Genomic DNA, 24,873 nt, shown 5'->3' with positions numbered 1-24,873 from the left:
AACTCACCTTCTTTTCATATTTTTAGGCTTAAAATTTGGCTGGTCAGCTACCTCCTCTACCACCGTCGGAACAACATCATCGCCCTTACTCAAAGCTTCGTTCACCACTTCAAGCCTTGCCTGCTTCTGAGCAAGCTCCTCTGCTCTGTCAAAGGGCTTTGTTATGTTTTCCTTAGCCTCGGCAAGATTAGCCTGCGCCCTTTCAATATCGGCTTTATACTGAACGATACGGTTTGATATTGAGTTTGCCGCAAGGTTTTCTATTCTACGCATATTGCCCTGATGATTTTGCAGATTGACCTCGGTTGTGTATTTCAGTAAACCGCAGAGGGATATGATACAGGGCGCTCCCTGCTCAAAGAAACTCAGGTTTTGCGGATTCTGTTCAAGCAGCAGGTCAAAGCCGAAATACTTTCCGACCTTCATTGATTCTCCTGTAGTTGAAACCTTGATTATAAGCTTTTCAAGGGCTTCACCTGCTTCCTCACGAACGTGCTCGGAAGTCGCTTCCGAGTAGACCTTCCCGTCAATCTCTATTTGGAAGGCAGTTCCTTCGGGGTGATTTGTCATAAAGCTCTCCTGATCTTCCGTTGCCTTTTCAAGATAAGTGGTGTATTGCTCGATACGCTGCGGCAGCGTTCTCTCCGCCTGCTCCTGATACCTAAACAGCGATTTCTTGTATTCGCTTTCAAGCATTTTTAACGTCTGAATATCGTTATCAAGCTGTATCTTCTCTTTTATCATAGGGTTGCCGCTTGCAATAGCCTGCATTTCGGAATAGGTCAACACCATTTCATCAACGTCCTCGGAAATACGCACAGGGTCTTTTGAGGTCATTATCTGATTTATGAACTTAGCCTTGTTTGTGATTATGCCCATCATATATGCATCAAAGGTGTTTTCGGTCAGATAATGATAGATACCCACCTCCGGGAACATATTGCCCTGACGCACACCACGACCATCCTGCTGTGTCAGATCGGCAGGCTTCCACGGGATATCAAGATGATGTATAGCACAGATACGGTCTTGAATATTCGCACCTGTTCCGAGCTTTGATGTACTTGCAAGGATAAAACGCTTTTCACCCTTTCTAAGCTGCTCAAACATCTCTGCTCTTGCCTTGTCTGTTTTGGCATCTCCTGCAAAGCAGATCTCCTCCCTCGGAATACCTCGCTCGACCAAATCTTTTTTTATCGCTTCATAAATGGAAAAATGCTCAGCATCTTCATTGATAGCTATATCGCAGAAAACGATCTGCACTCCACGCTCAGCCATTGTATCATTGTAATTCCGAACAAGGTTATCAAGCAGCTTGTTCACCTTGCTGTCCGGCGCAGGTACTACCTCTGGGTTCATACAGCGACAGTCAAGACCTAACAGCCTTGCTTCGTGGGTTATCTTCAGCATATTATCCTCTCTCGGATCAACGTTTCCGCCGTGTATCATTTCTGCTCGCTGAGCAAGCTGTTTCATATATTCCTTCTGATAATCGTCGGGCTTTGCTGAAACAACTATAGGCTTGCCGGTTTTAAGCTCCGGCACAGGCAAGCGTATCATATCGGGTGTCTGAATATCCGCAAACTCCTTATACATCATCATAAGCTCCGGGATATTTACAAACTTTGAAAAACGATTTTTCATCTGAAAGCCGTTTCCCGCAGGCTTTATTTCAAGCTGTGAAACTACCTCACCGAACGTCGAGGCCCAGTCATCGAATGTTTCAAGCCCTGCCTTTTCCAAAAGATCGGGGCGAAGATACCTCTGCATAACGTAAAACTCCACCATACTGTTCGTGCAGGGAGTTCCCGTAGCGTAGAGGATATTATTGCAGCCGTATTTGTTATTAAGATACTGCGTTTTCATAAGCATATCCTCACTCTTTTGTGCGGCTGTAGTCTGCACACCTGCCACGTTGGACATTTTTGTTGCAACAAAGCAGTTCTTGTAATAGTGAGCTTCATCACAGACGAGGTAATCAAAGCCCAGCTTTTCAAAGCACAGGCTGTTATCTTTTTTGGAACTCATCAGCTTTTCAAGCCTTTCCTCCAGCTTTTTCTGCTGACGCTCCAATGCCTTGACGGAAACTCTGTCGCTGCTGTCAACATCTTCAAGAGCTTCCATTAACTCATTCAGCTCATTCTCCATAAACTGCCTGCGATATTCATCGGACATAGGAATTCTTTCAAACTGAGTGAAAGACATTATGACCGCATCATAATCGCCCGTAACACACCTTGCTATGAATTTCTGCCTGTTGTCCTTTGTGAAGTCCTCCGGTCTTGCGACAAGCAGCTTTGCATTAGGATAAAGCCTCATCCACTCACTTGCCATTTGCAAAGTCAAGTGCTTTGGAACAACCACACAGGCTTTATTTATCAATCCCAAACGCTTTTTCTCCATAGTTATAGCGATCATCTCAAAGCTCTTTCCTGCACCTACACAGTGAGCAAGCAAGGTGTTGCCGCCAAGCTTTCCACGCATAATAGCGTTTGCCTGATGAGGGCGCATATTTATTGCAGGATTTTTGCCGGGATAGGTCTGGTGTGAGCCGTCATACTCACGCCCACGAATAGCGTTGAAAAGGTTATTGTACTTATCTACATACTTTTCTCTCCTTGACATATCCTCCCACAGCCAGTTCTTAAAGGCTTCCTTGATGATACGAGCCTTGTCCTTTGCAAGCTGTGTTTCCTTAGCGTTGACCTCATACCACACTCTGCCTTCTTCCTCGTGACGATCACGCACCACCACATCACGCTGATTGAGCAGATTTTCAAGGATATGATAGCTGCTCATTCTGCTTGTACCGTAGGTCTGCATAGATGCCAGCGACCTGTCCTGATACTTGCCTTCAATCTTGTATTCGCCCATTTTTGTACGGGTGATCGGGTGGGCAAATGGCTGACCTCTCAGCACCTCACGCAAAAAGAGGTTGTAATCCTCAACATCGACCCAATTTGCACCGATACGCACGGATATTTCGCTTGCTTCAAGGTCTTTCGGGATAACGGTTTTAAGTGCCTCGACGTTCTTTTCAAAGCTTTTGTCTATATGCTCTGCATACTCAGTAGCTATACGCAGCTTTTCACGGACATTACCGGACAAATACTCGCTTGCATCTTCATAGCCCGATAACGGATCGTTATCCTTAATAAACTTAGGGTTTCTGAAAATATCATTGCCAAGCTCTTTGATTATCTCATCGGGCTCAACACCCACAAGCTTTGCCATAAATGCCAGATCGACCTTACCCTTGCGGTCAATGGATATTTGCAGTGCTTCCTGCGGAGTTTCACAGGATACTATTTCGGTTTCGGGCAGGATAGTCCTCTTGCTAAAAATCTCTGCTTTCTCTACCGTCTTTTTCTCGGTATCAACTATTTCAAGTGCCGCAATAGTGTTGTAGTCATCATCGTGCTGAAATACTCGCTCGTTTGCTCTGTCAGTTATTGCACCGTAAGCACGCTTGAATATATCATAAGTGTAATTGAGATCAGCCTGCAAGCGTTTCAGCTCTGCATCATCACAGCCCCTTGCCTGAGCGTCTATCACCGCCATAGTTTTCTGACGAATAAAGTGCATACCCATCATTCTGTCAAGGGTCTTGCCGGTTTCCTGAACCTTGGTCATTATTTCATTCTCTCTGAAAAAGAGCTTGCCGTCAACAATGGTGTGAGTGTAGTTTCGCACACTCGGATCGGCGAGAATTATCTCAATATCCTGCTTGCCTTCTTCGGCAATGGTGATAGTTTCGATCTTGCCCTTGATTTTGGATATAGCCGCTTTTAACTGCTCTGACAAAGGTGTTTCGGTGTTCGGCAGACAAGTCGTCACCCTGCTGTCATCACCATATCTGCCCTTCATACGCTCGTCCCATGCCATTGTGCCAAGCACCATATCGGGATTATCGACAAAATACTGATTGCAGGGTATGCCGTCAGCCGTTTCACCGAAATGCACCCAGCTCGGCACCTGCACCGTCAGCGTTTCACGCTTTTGGAAAAACAGAATATCTGTAGTAGTCTCCGTTCCGGCATTTTTCTTAAATGCGTTATTCGGCAGACGCACAGCACCAAGCAGATCACAGCGTTCAGCAAGGTAACGCCTTGCCTTATCGTTCATCTTGTCCATTGTGAACTTGCTTGTTACGATAGCCACAACACCGCCGGGCTTGACCTTATCTATGCTTTTTACGGCAAAGTAATCGTGTATATTGAATCCGAGTTTGTCATACGCTTTATCCGATACCTTATAGTCACCAAATGGCACATTACCGATCACCACATCGAAAGAGTTGTTATTGAACCTTGTCTTTTCAAAGCCTGTGATCTGTATTCTGTCCTCAGGGTTCAAAAGCTGTGCTATCCTGCCGCTTATCGAATCAAGCTCTACACCGTACAGCTTTGAACCGTCACGCATATCATCTGGCATTTTGGCAAAGAAATTGCCGACACCCATTGAAGGTTCTAAGATGTTTCCACCCTCAAAACCAAACTGTCTGAGTGCCTGAAACACGCCGTCCGTTACCTCTGGAGGAGTATAAAAGCTTGTGAGCGTTGACGCTCTTGCCGCCTTGTATTCATCATCGGACAAAAGCTGTCTGAGTTCCTGCTGTTCCTCCTCCCAGCCCGTCGGTGCGGCATCGCCCAAATTACCGCCGATATTATCAGCAGCACGGTCAGTTATAAACGCCTGCGGAATACCTCCCCAGCCCACATAGCCTGCAAGGACAGACTGTTCCTCCGGGGTTGCATATCTGTTCTCGGCTTCGATTTTTTGCAAGGTTTTTATTGCTTCAATATTTGCCTTAAACTTCGATTTTGCACCGCCCTGCACAATATCACTTTCGCTGAAATGATATGTAACAGGCGTTCCGCTTTTCGGAATAACAGGTACGGCAGTTATCTTTTCGAGAGTATTGACAGCCACCTTTTTAGGTTCAGGCTCATCTATATCATCATCAGCCACAAGCTCTGTAGGCTCTGCATCGAGAATTTCTGCCGCTTCATCACTTAGTTCCTCTAAAATGTGAGCTTTAAGCAATGCAAGTTCCGCAGGAATATCAAGTCTTGCGTCCATATCCACGAGAGCCATAAAGTGGTTATAGTCCTCGACCTCGGCAAGTGCGTTACTTGTCGTTGCAAGTATCTCAGCCGCTGCGGTCATCAATGACATGGATTCTTCCATTTCCCACACGCCGCCGTCAACAATTGTCAGATCGGGTGCATAAAGCGTATATGAGATACCCTCATCGGTCTGGTGCAGCTCAATGAAACTTTCATCACGAATATCCATATATACAGCCTGCTCCGCCGCATCTTCGGCGGGCTGACTATTCTTTATTTCCACAGGAATTCCCGTATCCTGTGCTCTTTTGATCAGACCGTCTATAGGCCTTTCAACTGCGACACCCTGCTCACCCAAGAATTGCTGGGCTTCATGATACTGTCTGCGTTCATACTCCTTGTCAAAATCAGAATAGCTGTCGGGGTCATAATTCTGCACTATCCGCTTGCAGTCACGGATCTTATCCTCAATATCCTTTTGAGTTATATATTTCCCTTCGGATACGAGCCTTGATATGCGGTTTGCTACCTCATTCCATTTCATAAGTATTTTGGTATCGGGCTTACCTATGCTTTCGCCACGCATATATGCTATACCCTTAGCATCGTGCCACTCATCACCGCCACGGCGTGACCCTCCACCGGTTCCGTATTCTTTTTTCAGAAACTTTATCTGCTCGGGCAGGCTGTGATCTTCCTTGAAGAACTTTTCTATTCTGAACTTGCCGTCAGAAAAGCCGCTGCCGTATCCAAGCAGAGCGTCCTTTTCTCGTTCGGAAATGAAATAGTATCCCTTGAAAGAAAAATCGGGCTTGGTGATAAACTGCTTACGCTCTATCTGCAAGTCTTTGAGCCTATACAAAAGCTCTTTCGGCTTATGGAAATGGAAACGCATTATGTCACGATTTTGCTCATAGTCGGTAACAAACTGCTCCAAGCCGTTGATATATTCCTGCAAGGTGTCCTTATCCAGCAGAGCAAGTTTTATTCTTTCGGTGCTGTCGGGGAATCCACCTTTGAACATCTCGTCCGGGATAAAATACTGATAGACGCTTTTGTCGGTATCCTGATGAAGATACCACAATCTATCCGCAATATCCTTTATCTCTTTTTCGGCAGCACCGTCGATAATATCCTGTGAACAGAATTCGCCGTTATCAAGCATATCCGCAATTCTTGCTGCCGCACTTTCCCAAGGCATTTTTGCAGAAGAATACGGATTTACAACGTTCTCGCCTGCGCTGATGATTATTCCGTTATCGTCAAACCAAGAGCAGATGTTTTTAGTTTCCGAAAAGTCGGAAGTATTATACACATATCCTCGGCCGTCAGAGCCAAATTCATTTCTGAGAAACTCGGCATTTTCCGCAATCGACTTTCCCTTTTGAAGCTGAGCGACTATCCTTGACAAACTGCCTCTTTCGGGACTACCGCACCGCAGCACATACTTTTTCATATCTTCGGTGATAAGGAAATTGGGCATTGGTGTTTTAGCCAGAACTTTTGTCTTGCTTGACTTTTTAGCCTTTTTAGCTGTCTGCTCCACAGGAACAGGCTCACCGAAGAATGAAAGCTGTTCTGCACCTTCATTTTCGTTGGGCGTTTCAGTAGTTTCTTCTTCGGGTTCGGGGTAACTTTTTTTCTCTGTCGGCTCTGTAAAAATAGGCTCGTCAATTTCTGACACATGAGTATCAAGCAGCAGCCCACGCTCGACCATATCGGCATAAAAGCTCTGTATTTGCTCCCAGCTAAATCCCGATTCCATTGTTCGGCTCAGATAGCTGCCTTTCCAGATATGTATTCCCTCATCATAGGTCTTATATCCATATCTGCTTTCTTCCGTATCGCCAAGCAGCACCTCCGAATAATCGGAATTAAATATCTGTTTGACAAACTCCACACGCTCGTCATGGTCGGTGTTGTTCTCGAAAAATGCCTCTATCCGATCTTTCTTTATATGGAAAAACTGATCTTGCTTTAATACTCCGAATATGATATTTTCATCTGTAATAGGCGGCAGGTCGGTCGTTACAACAGTCTCATTTTTGACAATAACAGTATCATTGGCAGGCTGATTCTGTGTAACGGTTTCGACTTCTTCCTCGGTTGGCCTTGACAGATCAATTTCGGGAGTTTCCTCCGGCGGAGTAATATCCTCTACTATCTCCGTCGGGAAAACTGGCTCCATATTTGTCGGAACAGCTATGCCCGATGTTCCAATAAGTACAAAGCCGTCATCACCTTCCGAGGGTGTCTGCTCTGCCTTTTTCTGTTCCTGTTCACGCAGACGGAGTGCGTTTTCAATTAGGAGAATTATCTCCGCCTGCTGTCTCTCGGAATACTTGTAGGCTTCGTGCTTTCTAAAAAATTCTACTATGTCTACATCGGTATCAAGGAAATCAGCAAGAAAACGCCCTGCTATCTCATAGCTGTCGGGGCGACGGTTAAAGTCACTTTGAAGGTAACGCTGTATAAGGGTATCAGCGGTCAGCTCCTCGGCTGATAAACTATCTCCTCCATTATCCTGTGCTCTATCGTCAGCAGACGGTCTTTCTCCCACTTCTGCATTTCGCTGAATGTTACGGGGCGAGGGTTCTCTTTTCGGTAGAGTGCGTCCAGCTCTGTGAACCGGGCTTCTGCCTGTCTGTCTATCTCCCTCGGTATTATGTTCCACCTGCCCGTTACTATCAGCACCGTCTCCTCGGTCGGGTACTCTGTTCTCACCCACTCCTGCCACATTCTGCCCCACCTGCCTATCGGTGTTTTGAGCATTTCGATTTCCTGCGGGTCGTCCGTGTATGCTACCTCTGCTAACATCTGTCCGGTCGGGCTTAACTTGTAATTCATGCTCTCTTTCTCTCCTTTTCCTAAGAATCTGAATGACCTCACGCTCTATTTCAAGCAGGCTGTCCTTAGCACTTCTCTGAACAAGGTCACAGAAACGAATAACATCTCTTGTATCCTTGAAATAGTCAGCAGCGTTGAGATTGATGTTTCCCGAAAGCGGCATACCGCCGTTCTGCTCGCAGCGGTTTTCGACTACGAAACGCACCGCCGACACCACAGACCTCTGATATTCCGCAGTTTCCTTCTGCGACAAATTCATCTGCTCTATGGTGTACTGCATTTCGGGGCTATGAGCCTTGATATTATCCACCGCAACAGCGGCAAGCACCTCGTGAATATCCTTACACTCCCTGCCGTAATTCTCACTAATGACATCAACAAGCTCCGCCGCCACATCTTCCGTCAGCCGCCAGCCGTTAGGAATCGGCTTACCGTTGGTCTGTGAAATATCGAAAAGGTGTCTGCACCTGTCGCCTTCACCAAAAACGGCTATCGACCTTGCGCCCTTGTTTACAAACCTGCCCAGCCTGTTCCAAGTTTCAAGCTCAGCGACCTTTGTGGCATTGGGATCGTGATAGAAAACAAGTGCCGCATCGGGGAATCCCATTTTGTAAAGAGAAGCCGAAAAACGCAGAAAACGAGCAAGTGTCTGCTTATCCCGTCTGAGCCTTTCGGTCACGTCCGACCAGTTGTAGCATACGCTTTGATACCGATTATTCAATAAATGTTGTCTCCTTTCCTCCGTATTTTGCTGATAAGTCAGTTAAAAAGCTCCTCAAAATCTGTAATGTCGCTGCTGTTATCGTCAGAACTATCCTTTGCACAGGCACCTGCCAAAGCACCGTCATTCCAGCCTTCATCATAGCCCTTGCTGTTACCGAGCTTGTATGCAGCGACAATTGCTGCTGAATTTATAAGCAACTCTAAAATGTACTTTATATTTGTTCTTCTCATATATTTCAATACCTTTCTAATTGTAAATTTTTATTTTTGCTGTTGATTTTTGCTGCAAATTATGCTACAATAATTACAGCAGATTATCTATCAAGTTAAAGGAGGTTTTATTATGCCAAATATCAAACCCGTTTCCGATCTTAGAAACTACACCGATGTACTTCGTGACATTGCTGTAGGTGAACCTGTATTTCTCACTAAAAACGGTAGAGGCCGCTTTGTTATCCTCGATATGGAGGAATATGAAAGAAAGCAAGCTGAAATCAAGCTGCTATCCGAACTCGCTAAAGGCGAAAAGTCGGTCAGAGAAAAAGGTTGGCTCTCGCAAGAAGATGTTGAAAGGGAGCTTGGTCTTTTATGAATTTAATCGTCACTCCTGCAGCTCTTCAAGATTTGAAAGATATAAGGAAATACATTTCTGATGAACTTGCAAGTCCAAAGGCTGCTGAAAACACCATTAGAAAAATTATATCGACCTACAAAAAGCTTATAGACACCCCTCTTATGGGTACAACTCTAAGTCAGAGTATAAGATTAGACGTTCCCTTTCATTATCTCATAAGCGGAAATTATCTTATCTTCTATAAGATCACAGAAAACATTGAGATTCATAGGATCATATATGGAAGACGAGATTATATTCGTATTCTTTTTGGTGACAACCTCACCGAAGAACCTGATGACGATATATAATTATTTATCCAATACGCCGCCGTTCAGCGGCGTATTATTATGAGCGATTTGGATCACGCTTTCTATTTGATTTGACATACTCTACAAACTTGAGATTTACATACTCCCCCGAATCATCAAGCTCGAACACCGCCGCATACTTATTCCCCTTTGAAGATGTGCAGCCCCTCAGCATTACCTTGCCGTTTGCCAGCAGCTCACTTATCTCAGCCGCCTTGTAGCTTCTGCCGATACGCTTATCGTGTTTGTAGATGAAGAAATCGCAGTTTTCTCTGTCCGAGCAGTAAAAAGCCTTCGGTCCTTCTCTCACAGGACTGCCGCACCAGGGACACTTGCCGACCTCCATAGGCTGTTCTGTTTCTGTATTATCTGCACTTGTTTCAGCGGCTGTAACCTCGTCATTTTCGATCACATCATTTACGTTCTTGATTATCTCACTCATAAAATCCTCCTCTCCGCATTTGCCCTGCTCAATGTCCGCAAGCTCCTGCTCCCAATGGGCAGTAAGCTCCGCCGACTTTAGATTATCGGGCAGTATGCGTATAAATTTCTTACCGAAATCGGTAATGTATATCTGTTTCTTTTTCCGCTTGATGTATTTGGCTGAAATAAGACCTTCGATAATGTCAGCCCTTGTCGCAGGCGTTCCAAGCCCACGATCTTTGACATAGGTTTTGAGCTCCTTATCATCAATTCTGCGGTCTATGTTCTCCATGACAGCTAACAGACTTGCTTCCGTAAAATGTGCAGGCGGCTTTGTTTCGCAGTCACGAATACTGACGGCATTAACAAGTACCGTCTGGTTCTTGAAATATGCCGGAGCTGCCTGCTGATCTGCACCCTTTCGGCTGTATTCTCTCCAGCCGAGCTCAACGGGTGTTCTTGTAGTCAAGCGGAACAGCTCGCCCTCTACCTCAAACTCAAAACGCTTTTCAAGATAGGTGTACGGCTTATCAATTGCCGACAAAAAGCGGTTTATCACCAAGCCGATTATCTTTTTCTCGGTATCGTTAAGCTCTGTTTCAGCCAGCTTTCCTATGATGTTTGTGGGTATGATAGCGTGATGATCTGTTATCTTTGCATTGTTGACTACACGCTTGTCAAAGTTAAGCCCCTGTGAAAGCAGCTTGTCTGTCCTTTCCTTGTTATAACTTGTAAGGCATTTTACAACGCTTTCAGCATAGCCGATCATATCCTCGCTGATGAAATTACTGTCTGTGCGGGGATATGTTATGAGCTTCTTTTCGTAAAGGCTCTGGGCTGCCCTTAATGTTAACGCTGCCGTAAGACCAAAGATGTCATTAGCCTCTCTCTGTAAAGAAGTCAGGCTGTGCAGCAGAGGTCTATTCTCTTTCTTTTCCTCCGCAAGTGCAAAGCATACTGTAGCAGTTTTGCCGATACAGCTATTTGCAACACTTTCCGCTTCTTCTCTTGTATCAAAGGTACGGGTACACTCTGCACCGTTATCAAGGATTAGCTTGAAGTAGGGCTTTTTCTCAAAAGCAGCTATCTGCGCTTCACGCTCAGCTATGATGCCCAGCACCGCATTTTTGACCCTGCCCGACTTATGCCGCTGATTGGATATGAGGCTGTAAAACCTTGAAAGGTTGATACCGAATATCCAGTCCGACTTGGCTCTTGCATAGCCTGCCGCAAACATACCGTCAAGCTTCGCAGGATCAAGTAATTTCGCCATACCGTCACGAATAGCATCGTCTGTCAGCGAGTTAATCCAAAGACGCTTTACGGGCTTATTGCTGCCGAGATAGTTATATATGTATCTGAAAATACACTCGCCCTCACGACCGGCATCACAGGCATTGATTATCTCCGTCACATCTTCACGTTCAAAGAGCTTTCTGAGCATTCCCATCTGCGTGCCGCAGCCGTTTAACAAAAACAGCTTGAAATCAGGGATAATAGGGAGATCAGAAAGCTTCCACTTCTTGTACCCGTAATCTTCGGGGATACCTATACCCACCAGATGACCAAGAGCATTGGTAACGATGTAGTCATCACCCTGCCAGTAGAAACGTTTCCCCTCGGATATTTTTTCAGTTGCACCTACGCAGTAGGCAATTGACATCGCCACAGAGGGCTTTTCACAAAGTATCAAACGCAATTAGAATCACCCCTTCTTACATCTTTGATAGGTTTTATTGTTCTAAGCACTTACATCTTCCTTCCTTTTTTGAATATCACCCTGCGGAATACACCGCAGGGATATTCTTGATAATTAGTCTTTATTATTCTTTTTTCCTTACAGAGCATACTATCATAATAAGCAGCGTAGCAGCAATTCCAGCAAAAGCAGTATTCTCTACTGCCGAGCCTGTCTGAGGGTTGCCTATAAACGGAATAGATGTCTTAGGCGTCTGAATATGTGTAGATGTATCGGGTGTGTGCTCATCATACATTACAACACTTGTAACGCTACCATCCTCATTTACTTTAAACTTAATATCATCAGAGATCTCATATCCCTTGGGTGCTGTTATCTCACGGAGAGTGTACTCTTTTCCTGCTATAAGCTTACCCTCGATAATATGAGCTTTATCAGTGCTTGTCCACTCCTCAACAACTGTTTCTCCGTCAATTATCTGGAGCTTTGCACCTGGCAGCTCCTTCTTTGTAGTTATATCAAGCTTTGTAATGTGTACCTTTGTAGTATCGTCATACATTTTCACCTCAGTCACTTCACCCTTGTCATTTACCGTGAAGGTAACATCATCAGCTACAACATGCCCCTCCGCAGGGATCGTTTCGTGAAGCGTGTAGGTTTCGCCTGATATAAGGAGTGCCTCTATATAGTGCGGTTCATTAGTGCTTACCCATTCATCAACGATATTCCCGTCCTTATCAATTACCTGCAAGTAAGCTCCTGCAAGCTCTTCATCATTTGTAATGTCACGCTTGCTGATCTTGACCTTTGTAGTATCATCATACATTTTCACCTCAGTCACTTCACCCTTGTCATTTACTGTAAAGGTAACATCATCAGCTACAACATACCCCTCCGCAGGGATCGTTTCGTGAAGCGTGTAGGTTTCACCTGATATAAGGAGTGCCTCTATATAGTGTGGTTCATTAGTGCTTACCCATTCATCAACGATATTCCCGTCCTTATCAATAATCTGCAAGTAAGCACCTGCAAGCTCTTCATCATTTGTAATGTCAAGCTTGCTGATCTTGACCTTTGTAGTATCGTCATACATATAGACTTTGGTTATCTCCCCCTTATCATCAACAACGAAAGAAACGTCATTTGCTATTACATAGCCGTCAGCAGAGATCTCTTCGTGAAGTATATATTCACCACTCGCCTTTAATACTCCATTTATCTCGTGTGCAACATCTGATGATATCCACTCATCTATGATATTACCCTCACTGTCGATCACCTGAAGCTTTGCTCCGCTGATCTCCTTTTCACCGGTTATATCATACTTAGTCACAGATACCTTAGTGATATCGTCTGTCATATTTACCTTATCTACACTTCCGTCTGTCGATACAGTAAACGATATATCATTTGCCAGCACATAACCTGTCGGAGCACTGACCTCGTGAAGAATATATGATTCTCCTGCTTTGAGAACAGCTTCGATATAGTGTGACTCATTTGTACTTGTCCATTCGTCTATAATACAGCCATCCTTGTCAATGATCTGCATCAGCGCACCTGCAAGCTCCTTATTACCTGTAATATCAAACTTTGTTAATGAAACCTTTGTTGTATCATCTATCATAGTAATTGTAGGAACACCATTACTGTCAGTTGAAAGAGTTTTTATATCATCAACAGTCACACGGTTATACCTATCAATTGTAAAGCTGATCTGTGCTGCGATCACATAACCGTCCGGGCTTGCTGTTTCCTTTAAAACATAGCTGCCTGCCGGGATTTTAGTTATGCACCTTGTATTACCGTTTGAAGTCCACTCGGCAAATACTTTTCCATCTGTATCGGTTATCTGCATTAAAGCGCCCTTTAGTTCACTTCCGTATATATCTATTTTTGATACATTTAGCTGAGTTGCTTTGTTTATGGCCTTCAGATATACCTCATCACCATCTTTAGCTATATTCACATCATGCTTTTTATCATCAAAAACATATCCAGCAGGTGAAGAAAGCTCTGTAACGATATACTTTCCATAGGGAATATTATCAAAGCCAAAGCTGCCGTTTTCGTCAGAAACAGATGTTTTAACAGCATTAGCCTCTGAAAAATCCTTTGTATCCGCTTTAAACAGACCAAATACTGCATTTGCAAGCGGCTCATCATGCTCGTTGACCTTTAAACCCTTAACAGAGCCACGCTTTATCTCATTTGTAAACTTACCGCAGTCTATCTCAACGGTATCTATACTCTGTCCTGCATATTCATATGTGACAAGATACTTTTCCCCGTTTAGGATATAATGATCATCAGTAGCTATCTCCTGAATGTAATATTTTCCGAATGGAATCTTGGCGTTAAACTCTGCCGTCATATCTTCTCCTAAAGAAAGCTCTGATATAAGTCCTCCTTCGGGGACGAAGGTACCGTCTGCTGCGGTTATCTTCTCATCAGCAAATAGTCCGAAACGCACCTTTGTATATTCCTTGTTCTGTCCGATACCATAGGTTTCGTCACGCTCCATAGCTTTAGCAAGGTGTACCCTTACACTCTGATACTCGTTTACAAAATCAGTATTTACCGTATCGCTGACCGATGCTTCCTGTCCTGCATATTTAAGCTCTACAAGCTGCGGCTCACTTTTGTTGATATAACCATAGGCCGCCTGCTTTTCGCAAACCTTATATTTTCCAAGATAAAGCATATCTGTTTGTGCATATCCTTTCTTATCAGTTTTTATCTGAGCTACAAGATCGCCCTTGTGCGCTCTTATCGTTCCGTCTGCGGTTATGATATCCTCGTCTGCTATGACATCAAATACAGCGCCCTCAAGATCACCATTTGTAAAAACCAAATCATATGTAACGGGAGTTGTCATAACAACACCGTTTTCCTCCTTAATAGCTGACATAGATGGATTTACAGATGTAAATACATCACCCGTCTTATGAACAGATATTCTTCCCTGCTGGCTCGAATTATCAACATCAATTCCAAGCTTTGAATACTCAGCGTTGTTTCCTGCAAAACTGAATGTGAATGTTTTACTGTCTGACTTAAGCGAATATCCCTTTGGGGCTGTTTTCTCTGTGAGAGAATATTGTGCTCCTATATACATTTTTGCATCACCGCTTGTAGCGTGTCCGTCTGCACCTGTTGTCATTGTACAGATAAGATCCCCTGTTTTGTGTATCTGCTTTGTTCCGATAAAATGATCCTTAGCTGCTCTGACCTCAAACACAGCGCCCTGCAAAGGCTTCTTAGTGTCTTTATCCTGTTTATATACATCAAGTATGCCGGTCTGAACATTGTCCTTGATTTTTATCTCGTGAGGGATCGTCAATGTAGTTGCCTTATCAGACTTGGCAATAAATCTTGTTACATTGTTTTTTGGAACTATATAAGGCTCCGGAGCTGACCTTTCGGTCAACATATACTCAAAGTTCGGATAAATAGGAAGGATCTTCTCATAGCCCTTTGTACCCTCTGTAGCATATTCGATATACTTTGAAGATGCAACACCCTTTTCGTCAGTTACAAGTGTTCCTATCTTTTCACCCTTCTTCTGAACTGTCTTGCCGTTAAAAACTATATCCTGTGCCGGTGCAAGGTCAAATGTTACTCCCTTTACAGGATTATCATACTCATCCACCTTACTTACTTTAAGATCCACAAGCTGTAAGGTATTTGGAATATCTGCTGTATAAGTAATAACAGGATCAGTCTTGCTCTCTATATCGCCTACAGTAGTAACGATCTTTATCTCCTTTGAGGCATTGCCTTCATCATCAAGCATAATATACTTGTCATTCTCTCGCTCTGTAACTGTATATATGTTTTCAAATGTTTTATCCTTCAGTTTTCCGAGGGGAAGATCGGATATACTTGCATAGCCGTTCTTATCGGTTTTGATACTTGCAACAGTTTTACCGTTTAGAGAAACATCAAAGGTTATACCTTCGATCTTGATGTTGTTTATAATATCATACTTGTTGAGCTCGATTTTTAACGTATATGGCTTATCCTTTACCTCATAGCCGTAATCATTAAGCTTTGCGTTCTGGAAATTGTCAAGGTCATCACCTACAGCATTGCTGCGGTTTACCTTGTAATACTGAGTATCCAACACATACCCGTCAGGTGCAGTTATCTCATGCACATAATAGTCGGTGTTTTGGATAAGGTTATACTCAAATTTGGCCTTTCCGTCATTACCTGTTACCGCTGTTTTTAACAGTTTCTTGCTGCTGTTGTATAAGCCGTAAGTTGCCCCCGGGAGAATAGTGTTTTTATCATCCTTTTTAGTTAGGATAAGCTCATAGTTTACAAGCTCATTTACTATCTCAGCACTTGAACGCAGCTTGTTGCTTTCAAGCTTGTTGCCGCTTATAGGGTAATATTTACCGGAGGATATAACATACTCCTTACCCGTAGAGCTTGTGATAGTATAGCTTTTTCCCGTATCATTCTTCATTACTCCCGAGATATTTCTTTTATCCTTATATGAGCCTATCGTGCTAAGCATTACTGCGCCTGATTCCTTTACAGTATCATCATAGCCATAGCCCTTAGCACCATTTATCTCAATAAACACTATCTCCTGAGCATTGCCTGAAGAATCAAGCGGTAAAAGATTTAAAAATATCTGTCCGAAATAATCACAGGTATCTGTACCCGTATATAGGTATCCTGCTGAAAGGATCTGTGCCTTTGATATGTCCGTACTTGTACGGCTTTCATCAAATATTACTTCGTGAGCCTTATTAAGAGTTGTAGGCATATAGTATTTTCCGTCACCTGTTTCATAAGTTGTATCATTGTAGTTTTTAAGGTCAGCAAGATCGCCGTTTAAAGCCTTTGATGCAGACTTATGTGCAGTTGTCAGATATCGCATTGTAGTTCCGTCCCAGAAGCCGACGATAAACTTAGTTGACTTGTATATATCCGACAGAGCAGCTATATCTCTTTCATTATCATCGGAAAGCACCTTGCCGTCACCATTTTCTACGATCTTATCAAGTGTGGCTGAACCAAATTTAGCGTCATAGCTTTCCTCGTTGTTATTAAGCTTGACCGTTCCCGTTCCTGCATTTGTCATAAATTCAGAGGTTGGTGAAGGCAGCTTAACAGACTTTGAAAGCTTTTCATATCGTTCTGTATCGGGTACGCTGTATTCTTTTACAGTATATGTTCTGCCTGATGAAGCTGAGGTAGGCAGATCAAATACAGAAAACACACCCTTTTTAGTTGAATTATCAATTGTTTTAAACTTTGTAGCCTCTGATTCAGATGTGGTATATTTTCTAAACACATATCTGTTTTTATCATTATCCTTATCTGCAACAACATAGTATTTTTTGCTGTTTATAGTAGCTGAGATAACAAAAGAGGTCTTACCAAGCAGATCATTCAACTCAGTCGCAGTTATAGCCTTGTTGCTGCTGTCGGTATATGTCTTTTCCACCTTTAAATTAGGCTCGTTATAGCTTGCGAGCGCTGAATAGCCCTTGACCGGATCAAAGGTCGTAGCTGACATGCAGGTCTGATAATATGACTTGCAAAAAAGCGATTCCTTTTGCTTTAATCCGCTTTTAAGCTGCATGGGAATAGCAGAGGTCGCATATATACTGCTGTCAGAGCTGCTTGTAAACTGCCTCTCATTTGACCATACAGTATAAACTGTGTTATTTCCGCTTGTAGTGGTATCAATACCGTAATCCTTACCGTAAGTACCTTTAAACCTGCTCTTTACAAGTGCTTCAAGTGCAGACTTATATGTACTGAAATTGTGGGCAAGGCTTGTCTTGTCAACATATGCTGAGTTTATGGTAAACTTAGCCTCATAACGCATATTTGAAGCATTAAATTTCATTACCTTTGCATTATCCTTTGCAAGCGCCGCAGTTTTCTGCATTGCCGCAGGAAGGTTATAATGTGCCTTTACATTTGCAACTATATCCTTATACGCTGCCTCAACTCCGGCTTTTGTACACCAACCGCCCGAAGGGTAAGTAAAGTCATTCCATAACTGATCAGAGCACGTTGCAAAGGTACTTGGTGTATGTCCTCTGTAGTTCATAGCTATTTCCCAAAGCAAGCACTGAGTGGCTGCGAAATAATTGCCGTTTTTATGTGAAGAAAACCCATAATACTGAACAAGTGCAAGATATTTTGCAATATCTCCGTCTGTTCCTCCTATAGACTTCCAATATGCCGCTGTATCTGCTTTGTTCTTATCATTAAGGTCAAAGGTGTCATACTCGGTAAAGCCGTTTGCACTTACCCAGCTTCCGTATGACTGACCCGTAAGGCTTGCACCGGGCTCAATACAGAACGCCCATACATCGCTGTCTGTACTCGGAACAAACCTTGCGATCTGCTCTCCGTAGGTAAGCGAGCCCTTGCCGCCGCTTGCAGCATATTTATTTGTGTATAAGGTCGGATTGACCGAGCTGTCCCAGGTATATCCGATAGTAACACCTGTGCTTGCAGCAGTTACTGATGTTGCAAGCGTACTTAATGCTATTGCAGCCGCAAGCATACCTGACACTCCACGTTTAAAAGCTTTATTTATCTTCAACTATCCTAACCTCCCTTTTATCATCATAGTATACATCAATATTTTCTTCATTCGCTTTTGGTGCGATAACCTCATTAACGCTTGATGAAAACTCCCCATTATTGATAGCCGTATTTATAGCTTCAATATCGCAGCCTTTATCCTTGACAGTCTTGAACAGGTCACTTAGCTGCTCCTTTTCGAGCCTGTCGCAAAGCTCCGTTTCCTTACGCTGATATATCTTCAGCATCTTCTTGTGATAAGCTATCAGCCGCTTGGTGTCCTCGATATTCTTGCGAACTTTATCAAGCCTTGCTGTCAGCTTTTCTTTCCTTTCTGTCATTTCTTCCCCCTTTTCTTCATTACAAAATACCCTATAACAGCCGTTAGGAATAATATAACGTCAAAGGCACTTATCCTCAGACTATTAAGCTCTGCCTGAGTTACCGGGTCATAAGTAGCCTTTACAAGTGTAAGTGTGATCGCAACGGCAAGCATTGCTGCCATTATAATGACCGCCCTATGATCCTTGCCCTCATCACTTTCCTGTGACTCCTGCCTTGAAGAAAGGTCTGTCATTTTTAAGCTGTTTCTTAGTCTTTTAAGTGAGCCGAACATCAAAACCCTCCTTGCTGTAAGATTGAATAGAAAGTCCAAAACATTCCCTCTACATCATCAGTAAAGTTCATATTCTCAAGCCCGGTCTCTGCGTCGAAATTCACTACCTCACCGTAGTAAATAACGTGATCGGGGTTATCGCAGTATATTGTTGTGGTCTTTATGGATATATCGTCCCAATCAATATCCGAATAGCTGTCGCTGTCAATGTTATATGTTATTTCCCAAGCAGAGCCATCAATTTGCGCATATCCTGTTCCGGTTATATCCCCGTCACTTGTACCAATAGTCAGATCGGTAAAAACAGATGATGTGTGCTCATAACAATCTCCGGTGAATGTAACTGCATATTTATCCTCCGCCGCTATGTATTCCCGACTTTTGATACTAAATCCGTCATTAACGACGAGCTCAGTATTTTCATCAATCATACAGTCGTGATCCGGACAATACCCGTTCTCTGTTTCGTGAGAGTATGAATAAAAGTTCTCAATTACCTCACTTAACATTTCATCAGTCAGAGTGTCATTTCCGACTTGAAACTCCTTTGCCGCACAAGCAGCTATGACCGCATTCTCATCGACTGAAAGCGTGAGATTTCCATATTGGTTCAAACTTGTGATCTCGGTATCATCATACCTGTATTCAGGAGTATATTCATAATTGCCGTCTATTTCTTCCTGCAAACGGCTTTGTATTTCCTGCACCTGAGTATGATACATCTGGAGATAATCATACTGACTTGTGCCGTCACCGGGTATGAGCCATGAAAACATTGAGGATATAGCAGAGATTATCAAAGATATAAAGCTTGAAAGCAGTGTTGCTGTTAATAGCACAAGTCCTGCCCCAAGAGCTGCTATGATAAACCCCTTTGAGGTAACGACCTTTCCGATCACACTTGCGCCCTTCTTCGCAGTTTGCCCTGCTGCCTTGCCTGTTTTCTTAGCCTTTACTATCTGTTTAGCTCTGTGCTTTCGGATAAGCTTTTCTCTTATCCTCTGCACATCACGCCCCACAGCCTTTGGCGTTTCCTTGACCGAACGTGCAGTCTTTATTCCGCCTTTTACAGTATTTCCGACCGCTTTTCGGGCATTATCTGCATAACTTATGTCAGTAAGCCCTTGCTTAATAGCCTCAGTTCCGGTATCGGTGGTGGTGGTCTTATCTACCCTTGTTCTCAACAGAGAATGACCTGCTTCCTTAACAACACCGGTTGTTGCATTTTTTGCAACAGTTGCCATTTTACCCACATCTTTTACCGAACCGACGCTTACACCACGATTCACAGCGGTCTGTATCCTGCCTGCCGTATTCCGAGTACCGCCCACAGCAGTGCGTATAACACCGCCTGTCTGCATAACGCCCTGTGCAACATTTACTGTGCTTTGTACTGTAGTTATGTTGTTCGGGCTTTCTTCATCGCCTTTAGCGGCAGTATATTTCCGCCTTGAAAGAGTAAACTTACGGCTTTTGAAATAGTCCTTTCGCCGCTTTATACCCCGAAGCTGTCTTATTCGTTCCTCTCGGTTGACGTTTGGATTTTTAAGCACCACATCTTTTCCGCCCCAGGAAGTCTGAATACTCCCCTTTTTGACCGACTTTATATGATACTTATTCCCGACCCCTATCTTTTCATGTCCGGTCTCAATGCCCTCTCGCTCTATATTCGTCTGAGGTGCATCTCTTGCCCTTTTAGTCTCTATCTGTATTCAAATCACTCCTTCTTGTGCTCGTTCTCGGCTATCTCTGATAATTTTGTTGTCATTAAGTCATAGAGCTCATTATGCGGGAACTTATCTCTGAATGGAATAATTGAACCACCGCAGCAGATAAGCCCCTGTCCGCTGTCGCTGTTGGTAACATAGGACAGCAGATTGTCCGAGATATTCAGTATCCTTGCAAGCTGCTCTCTGTCGCTTGTTGCCTGATTGAGCATCATAACAAAGTCGGTATTTGAAAGCATTGACCTTGCTGTTTCCGATTTCAGCAAGTCCTCCACATTCTGCGTTATACCCGTAGGTATGCCGCCCCATTTTCTTGCTCTCTTGTAAAGCTCATAGAGGAAGTTAGCGGAATACTCATTTGCAAACAGCAGATATATTTCATCTAAGTATATCCATGTTCTCTTGCCCTGCGCTCTGTTGACGGTTATTCTGTTCCATACATAATCAAGCACTATCAGCATACCCAGCGTTTTAAGCTGCTTGCCAAGGTCCTTTATGTCGTAAGAAACCACACGGTTTTTAACGTCAACATTTGTATGGTGTGCAAACACATTAAGATTACCCTTGATGTAAAGCTCAAAGGAAAGTGCCAGACCCTTAGCCTCCTTTTCGGGCTGTGCTTTGATATTCTCATAGAACTCCATAAGCGTCGGCAGCTTTTCGGGGTCAAACTTGATAAGATACTCACCGTAGGTCATTGTAAGGCAGCGGTCGATAATAGCTTTCTCCTTTGCCGTAAGCCCCTGCTTGCCGATAAGACATTCGCAGAACGAAAGAATAAAGTCGGATTTCATAACCAGAGGGCTTTCATCATCGGAATAGTCTTTCGACATATCCAGCGGATTGATGTAATTCGTACTGCCCGGAGAAACAAAGATCGTTTCACCGCCAAGAGCAGCCACAAGATTTGTGTACTCACGTTCCGGGTCGATGATGATTATATCGTCATCGGTCGCCAAGAACACATTGAGCATTTCTCGCTTAGCACTAAAGCTCTTGCCCGAGCCGGGAGAGCCTAAGATAAAGCCGTTAGGATTTTTAAGCTGCAAGCGGTCAAAAAGTATCATATTATTCGACAAGGCATTCAAGCCGTAGTATTTGCCGTTTTTATGGTTTATCTCCTTGCCGCTGAACGGCATAAGCACTGCCGTGCTTTCGGTAGTGAGTGTGCGTCTTATCTTCAAGGTGCAGTTGCCGAGAGGAAGAACACTCTGTAAGCCTTTCTCCTGCTGAAATTTCAGCGTGGACAGCGAGCAGATGTGCTTTCGTACCACAGCTTCTATTGCCTCGGTATTGCTTTCAAGCTCGTCCATATCCTTTGCCGTCACCATTATGATTATGTTATCAAGAAACATCTTCTGATTCTTGCTTCTCAGGTCATCAAGCAGTTCCTCGGCTTCCATCAGCGAGTGCTTCAAGTCCTCGTTGATAACGTCCGAAGTGTAGCCCGACTGTATCGCCTTTTTCTCAGCTTGCAGCTTATTTGCCCTCATTGATGTGAGCTGATGATTTACTATCTTCAAAGCCTTGTACGGGTCAACAGGGGCTATGTTCACACTTATCATCACATCAAGATTGGTGTTTGCAATATCCGTAAGCATATTGTCTTTAAGGCTTGCAGGCATATCCTTGATGAACATGGTACGAGCATACTTATCCCCCCACATAAAGTAGTCCTTCTTGAACTCCAGATAATCGGGGCAGCAATAGGCACGCTCCGCCTGCCGCTTAAAATGCTTGTCTGTAAGCTGTGGTATCTCCTCATCAACATTACGAAAAATATCCTTTAGCAGAACTATCCTCTCATTGGAGGTCAGCGGTTTAATTGCCGAGCCTATCTTCTTGAAAGCGTTTAACAATTCAAGATCAATAGTGTTGAACTTTGTCTGAGCATTTTCCAAATCAGCCGCCTGCAAGGTGACGGTAATATATTTATTTCTGATGATACCGTTCTGCCCCTGCTCCATCTTCTCAATAAGCATTTCGTTATATGCGTCACGATAATGGTCAAAACCGTCGCCCTTGTGACCAATAAGCACCATACGATCAAAATCAGCCTTATTCACCCTATTATTGTGAACAGTAAGCTGAATATCGGCATTGGTGTCAAAGCTGTTGAGCACCGAGCAGTAGCCCAAGAAAATGCTCTCCTGCTCGTCCTGTCTTGCTATCTGGTAGTTGATGTCCTCAAACTTGTAGGTCTTTGAAAACTTGTTGTCATCGACCTTGAATATGTAGTCATCACACACTTTTCTGTAAGGCAGCGTTTTCTGCACAGTTCTCGGAGCAGGTCGCTTTTTCTTCAGCTTCCACTCCTTCGGCTTTTTCTTATTTTCCTCCTTGATCCTTATATCATCACGCTCTTTGGCAGTAAGTGCCGACAGGTCATCTTTGGCTGTTTTTTTCTTGCCCTTCATTTTCATCATAATGACTGCTGCTGCGATCACTAATCCAAATGTGCCTGCAAGCAAGGTAAATGCCTGAGCCTGCTTTACGTTCAGAGATATAACGGGCTGCTCTGCAACAGAAGATACAGTTTCGCTATCTTCCGAAACACTGTCCTCTACCCCTGCCTCCGATGAAACTGTACCGGATTTTTCTTCTTCCGACGAGTATCCGCCCTCATGCGGTGCAGTTTCGATATGACCGGAATACGAGGTCTGCGGATAAACTGTTGTTTGCGATACTCCGGTCTGTGCATAACTTTCATCTCCCTCATAAATGATCTCGGTGACACTCTGCTCCGATGTATATATCGGTGCAGTAGTTGTCACCGTTGTTGTATTAGTTGTCGTCGTTTTTGGCTGAGCTGTTTTTGCGACCGATGTGGTTGTCTTTTTAGTAGTAGTCGCCTTAGTCGTCTCCGCCTTTGAACTGTCATTATATTTAGGAATCTCTATCGCCCCCTTTATATCCTGTTCTTCTTGAAACGTTTTCCTTTAGCTGCATATTCCTCTGTAAGCTCCTCCAGCAGATACGCATTTCTAAGCTCCATAAACGGCGGCTCATAGGAATAGACCCGCTTCTGCGGATAAGCATAGAAATGTATCACTTCAAGAGCAAACTGCTCGGCAGCCATATCGTTATATCTGAAAAAGCCTGTCAGCATAAGCGGAACAGCTATGAAAACAACTATCCAGGAAATAGCCTCCTGCGGCAGAAAGTGGTGTCCCCATATATATATTGGAACACATACGAGCAGAGCAATCGCAACACAGATACTTTGCCGCAGAGTCAGCCCGAAAAACAACTTTTCCCTGTAATTCTTTATTTCTTTAGGTATGCGAATCTCTATCATATCCGTACACCTCATTGAAATAGTCTGTCAGCTTGACGAGTCCGTAGGCAGTATAGCCAATACTCAAAATACCAATAAACACCGCAAGCCATAGAATGAATGACATATTTATCCCCTCCTAACTAAGTATGCTTTGATTCCAAGATACCTACACATACAGCCTCACCTCCCTTCCTACACGCAGCCAAGTGCTTGTCTTGCCCACTGACCGGATTTTGCTACACCGAGTGCTAAAGACAGGGCAACTATTGTTATGCCTATTGTGCTTTCTCCTCCAAGAAGATCTACAACCTGTGAAAAAGAATAAAACATCAGCACCACCACCAACCCCTGCAAGCACACCGCAGCATACGATTTTATAAATCCCTTTGCAGTATCGTGCCAGCCCTCCGCTGCAAATGTAGCAAGCGGAATAGGCGATACTGCAGTATATACCACGATCTCAAAAATCCTGCCTATGAGGATAAGGTTTATTACCCAGCACGCACCCATAAGAATAAGTAATGTGGGCATAGTTTCCAAGTATTTAACAAGATAGTTAAGCCCTAAAAAGCCCTCATCGTCAGGCTCTGGCAGCAGGTCACTCGTCGTAAAGCCAGATAGAAAACCATAGCTGTCCTCTATCAGGTCAGATGCCACAGTATTGAAACTGTTATATATGATAGCCATCAGACCTCGGGCATTCTGCACGATAACTTTCGCCAGAATGAACTTGAAAAATATCTTGAAAACCTGTTCGTATGATTGTATCCTAAGAAGCATGGCCTCGTTACAGAGCTGTATAGCAAAGAACATAGACACCATAACAAGCGCTACACCCTCTACAGCAGCAAGTGCTGTATCAATAGCTGTAATACTACTGTCAAATGGAGACACTAACAAGATCTGCATAGCATTATCAAATGCCTTATTTATCATACTAAGCCAATCATCAAGCCATTCATCGACAGTATCCCAATCTATAATACTCACGCCACCAACTCCTT

Annotated in this window: 13 protein-coding genes; 2 read left to right on the top strand and 11 right to left on the bottom strand. The window is 43.7% G+C overall.

What is annotated here, in order from left to right; all coding sequences use genetic code 11:
• Positions 1 to 3: 3 nt before the first annotated feature.
• The gene (locus CD05_RS17310) at positions 4 to 8,637 is read right to left on the bottom strand and encodes an SNF2-related protein (RefSeq protein WP_051588800.1); all 8,634 of its coding nucleotides are present in this window, start codon (positions 8,635 to 8,637) and stop codon (positions 4 to 6) included.
• A gap of 38 nt (positions 8,638 to 8,675) precedes the next feature.
• Complete coding sequence (locus CD05_RS0103325) at positions 8,676 to 8,870, bottom strand: hypothetical protein (protein ID WP_028509292.1); 195 nt, start codon at positions 8,868 to 8,870, stop codon at positions 8,676 to 8,678.
• Positions 8,871 to 8,982: 112 nt separating this feature from the next.
• On the opposite strand from CD05_RS0103325, the gene CD05_RS0103320 reads away from it, so the two are divergent.
• Complete coding sequence (locus CD05_RS0103320; RefSeq protein WP_028509291.1) at positions 8,983 to 9,231, top strand: type II toxin-antitoxin system prevent-host-death family antitoxin; 249 nt, start codon at positions 8,983 to 8,985, stop codon at positions 9,229 to 9,231.
• Positions 9,228 to 9,563, top strand: a complete 336-nt coding sequence (locus CD05_RS0103315) for a type II toxin-antitoxin system mRNA interferase toxin, RelE/StbE family (RefSeq protein WP_028509290.1) — start codon at positions 9,228 to 9,230, stop codon at positions 9,561 to 9,563. Before CD05_RS0103320 ends, CD05_RS0103315 begins: the two co-directional genes overlap by 4 nt.
• A gap of 37 nt (positions 9,564 to 9,600) precedes the next feature.
• Here CD05_RS0103315 and CD05_RS0103310 read toward each other — a convergent pair whose 3' ends face one another.
• The 9 genes from CD05_RS0103310 to CD05_RS0103270 form a co-directional block, all read right to left on the bottom strand.
• The gene (locus CD05_RS0103310) at positions 9,601 to 11,685 is read right to left on the bottom strand and encodes a DNA topoisomerase (protein WP_028509289.1); all 2,085 of its coding nucleotides are present in this window, start codon (positions 11,683 to 11,685) and stop codon (positions 9,601 to 9,603) included.
• Between the two features lie 124 nt (positions 11,686 to 11,809).
• Positions 11,810 to 18,265: a SpaA isopeptide-forming pilin-related protein gene (locus tag CD05_RS0103305; RefSeq protein WP_028509288.1), complete on the bottom strand. Its 6,456-nt coding sequence runs from the start codon at positions 18,263 to 18,265 to the stop codon at positions 11,810 to 11,812.
• Positions 18,252 to 18,587, bottom strand: a complete 336-nt coding sequence (locus tag CD05_RS0103300) for a hypothetical protein (protein WP_028509287.1) — start codon at positions 18,585 to 18,587, stop codon at positions 18,252 to 18,254. The genes CD05_RS0103305 and CD05_RS0103300 overlap by 14 nt, the downstream gene beginning before the upstream one ends.
• On the bottom strand, positions 18,584 to 18,862 hold the full coding sequence (locus CD05_RS0103295; RefSeq protein ID WP_028509286.1) for a hypothetical protein: 279 nt from the start codon (positions 18,860 to 18,862) through the stop codon (positions 18,584 to 18,586). Before CD05_RS0103295 ends, CD05_RS0103300 begins: the two co-directional genes overlap by 4 nt.
• Positions 18,862 to 20,418 carry a hypothetical protein gene (locus CD05_RS0103290; RefSeq protein ID WP_028509285.1) on the bottom strand — a complete coding sequence of 519 codons (1,557 nt, stop codon included), beginning with the start codon at positions 20,416 to 20,418 and terminating at the stop codon, positions 18,862 to 18,864. Before CD05_RS0103290 ends, CD05_RS0103295 begins: the two co-directional genes overlap by 1 nt.
• 161 nt (positions 20,419 to 20,579) lie before the next feature.
• Entirely contained in the window at positions 20,580 to 23,363 is a 2,784-nt protein-coding gene (locus CD05_RS17305; protein ID WP_242841224.1) for a VirB4-like conjugal transfer ATPase, CD1110 family, read from the bottom strand.
• A gap of 134 nt (positions 23,364 to 23,497) precedes the next feature.
• Positions 23,498 to 23,887, bottom strand: a complete 390-nt coding sequence (locus CD05_RS19450) for a PrgI family protein (protein WP_051588799.1) — start codon at positions 23,885 to 23,887, stop codon at positions 23,498 to 23,500.
• Positions 23,865 to 23,993: a hypothetical protein gene (locus CD05_RS21275; protein ID WP_278244760.1), complete on the bottom strand. Its 129-nt coding sequence runs from the start codon at positions 23,991 to 23,993 to the stop codon at positions 23,865 to 23,867. Before CD05_RS21275 ends, CD05_RS19450 begins: the two co-directional genes overlap by 23 nt.
• Positions 23,994 to 24,061: 68 nt before the next feature.
• A complete protein-coding gene (locus tag CD05_RS0103270) occupies positions 24,062 to 24,859 on the bottom strand; it encodes a hypothetical protein (protein WP_028509284.1) in 798 nt (265 codons plus the stop codon).
• Positions 24,860 to 24,873 lie beyond the last annotated feature (14 nt).

It is taken from the genome of Ruminococcus sp. NK3A76 (genome assembly GCF_000686125.1).
In the GTDB taxonomy this organism is placed as follows: domain Bacteria; phylum Bacillota; class Clostridia; order Oscillospirales; family Ruminococcaceae; genus NK3A76.
The sequence above is the reverse complement of the archived record's forward strand: the minus strand, read 5'-3'. Positions and strand labels throughout refer to the sequence as shown.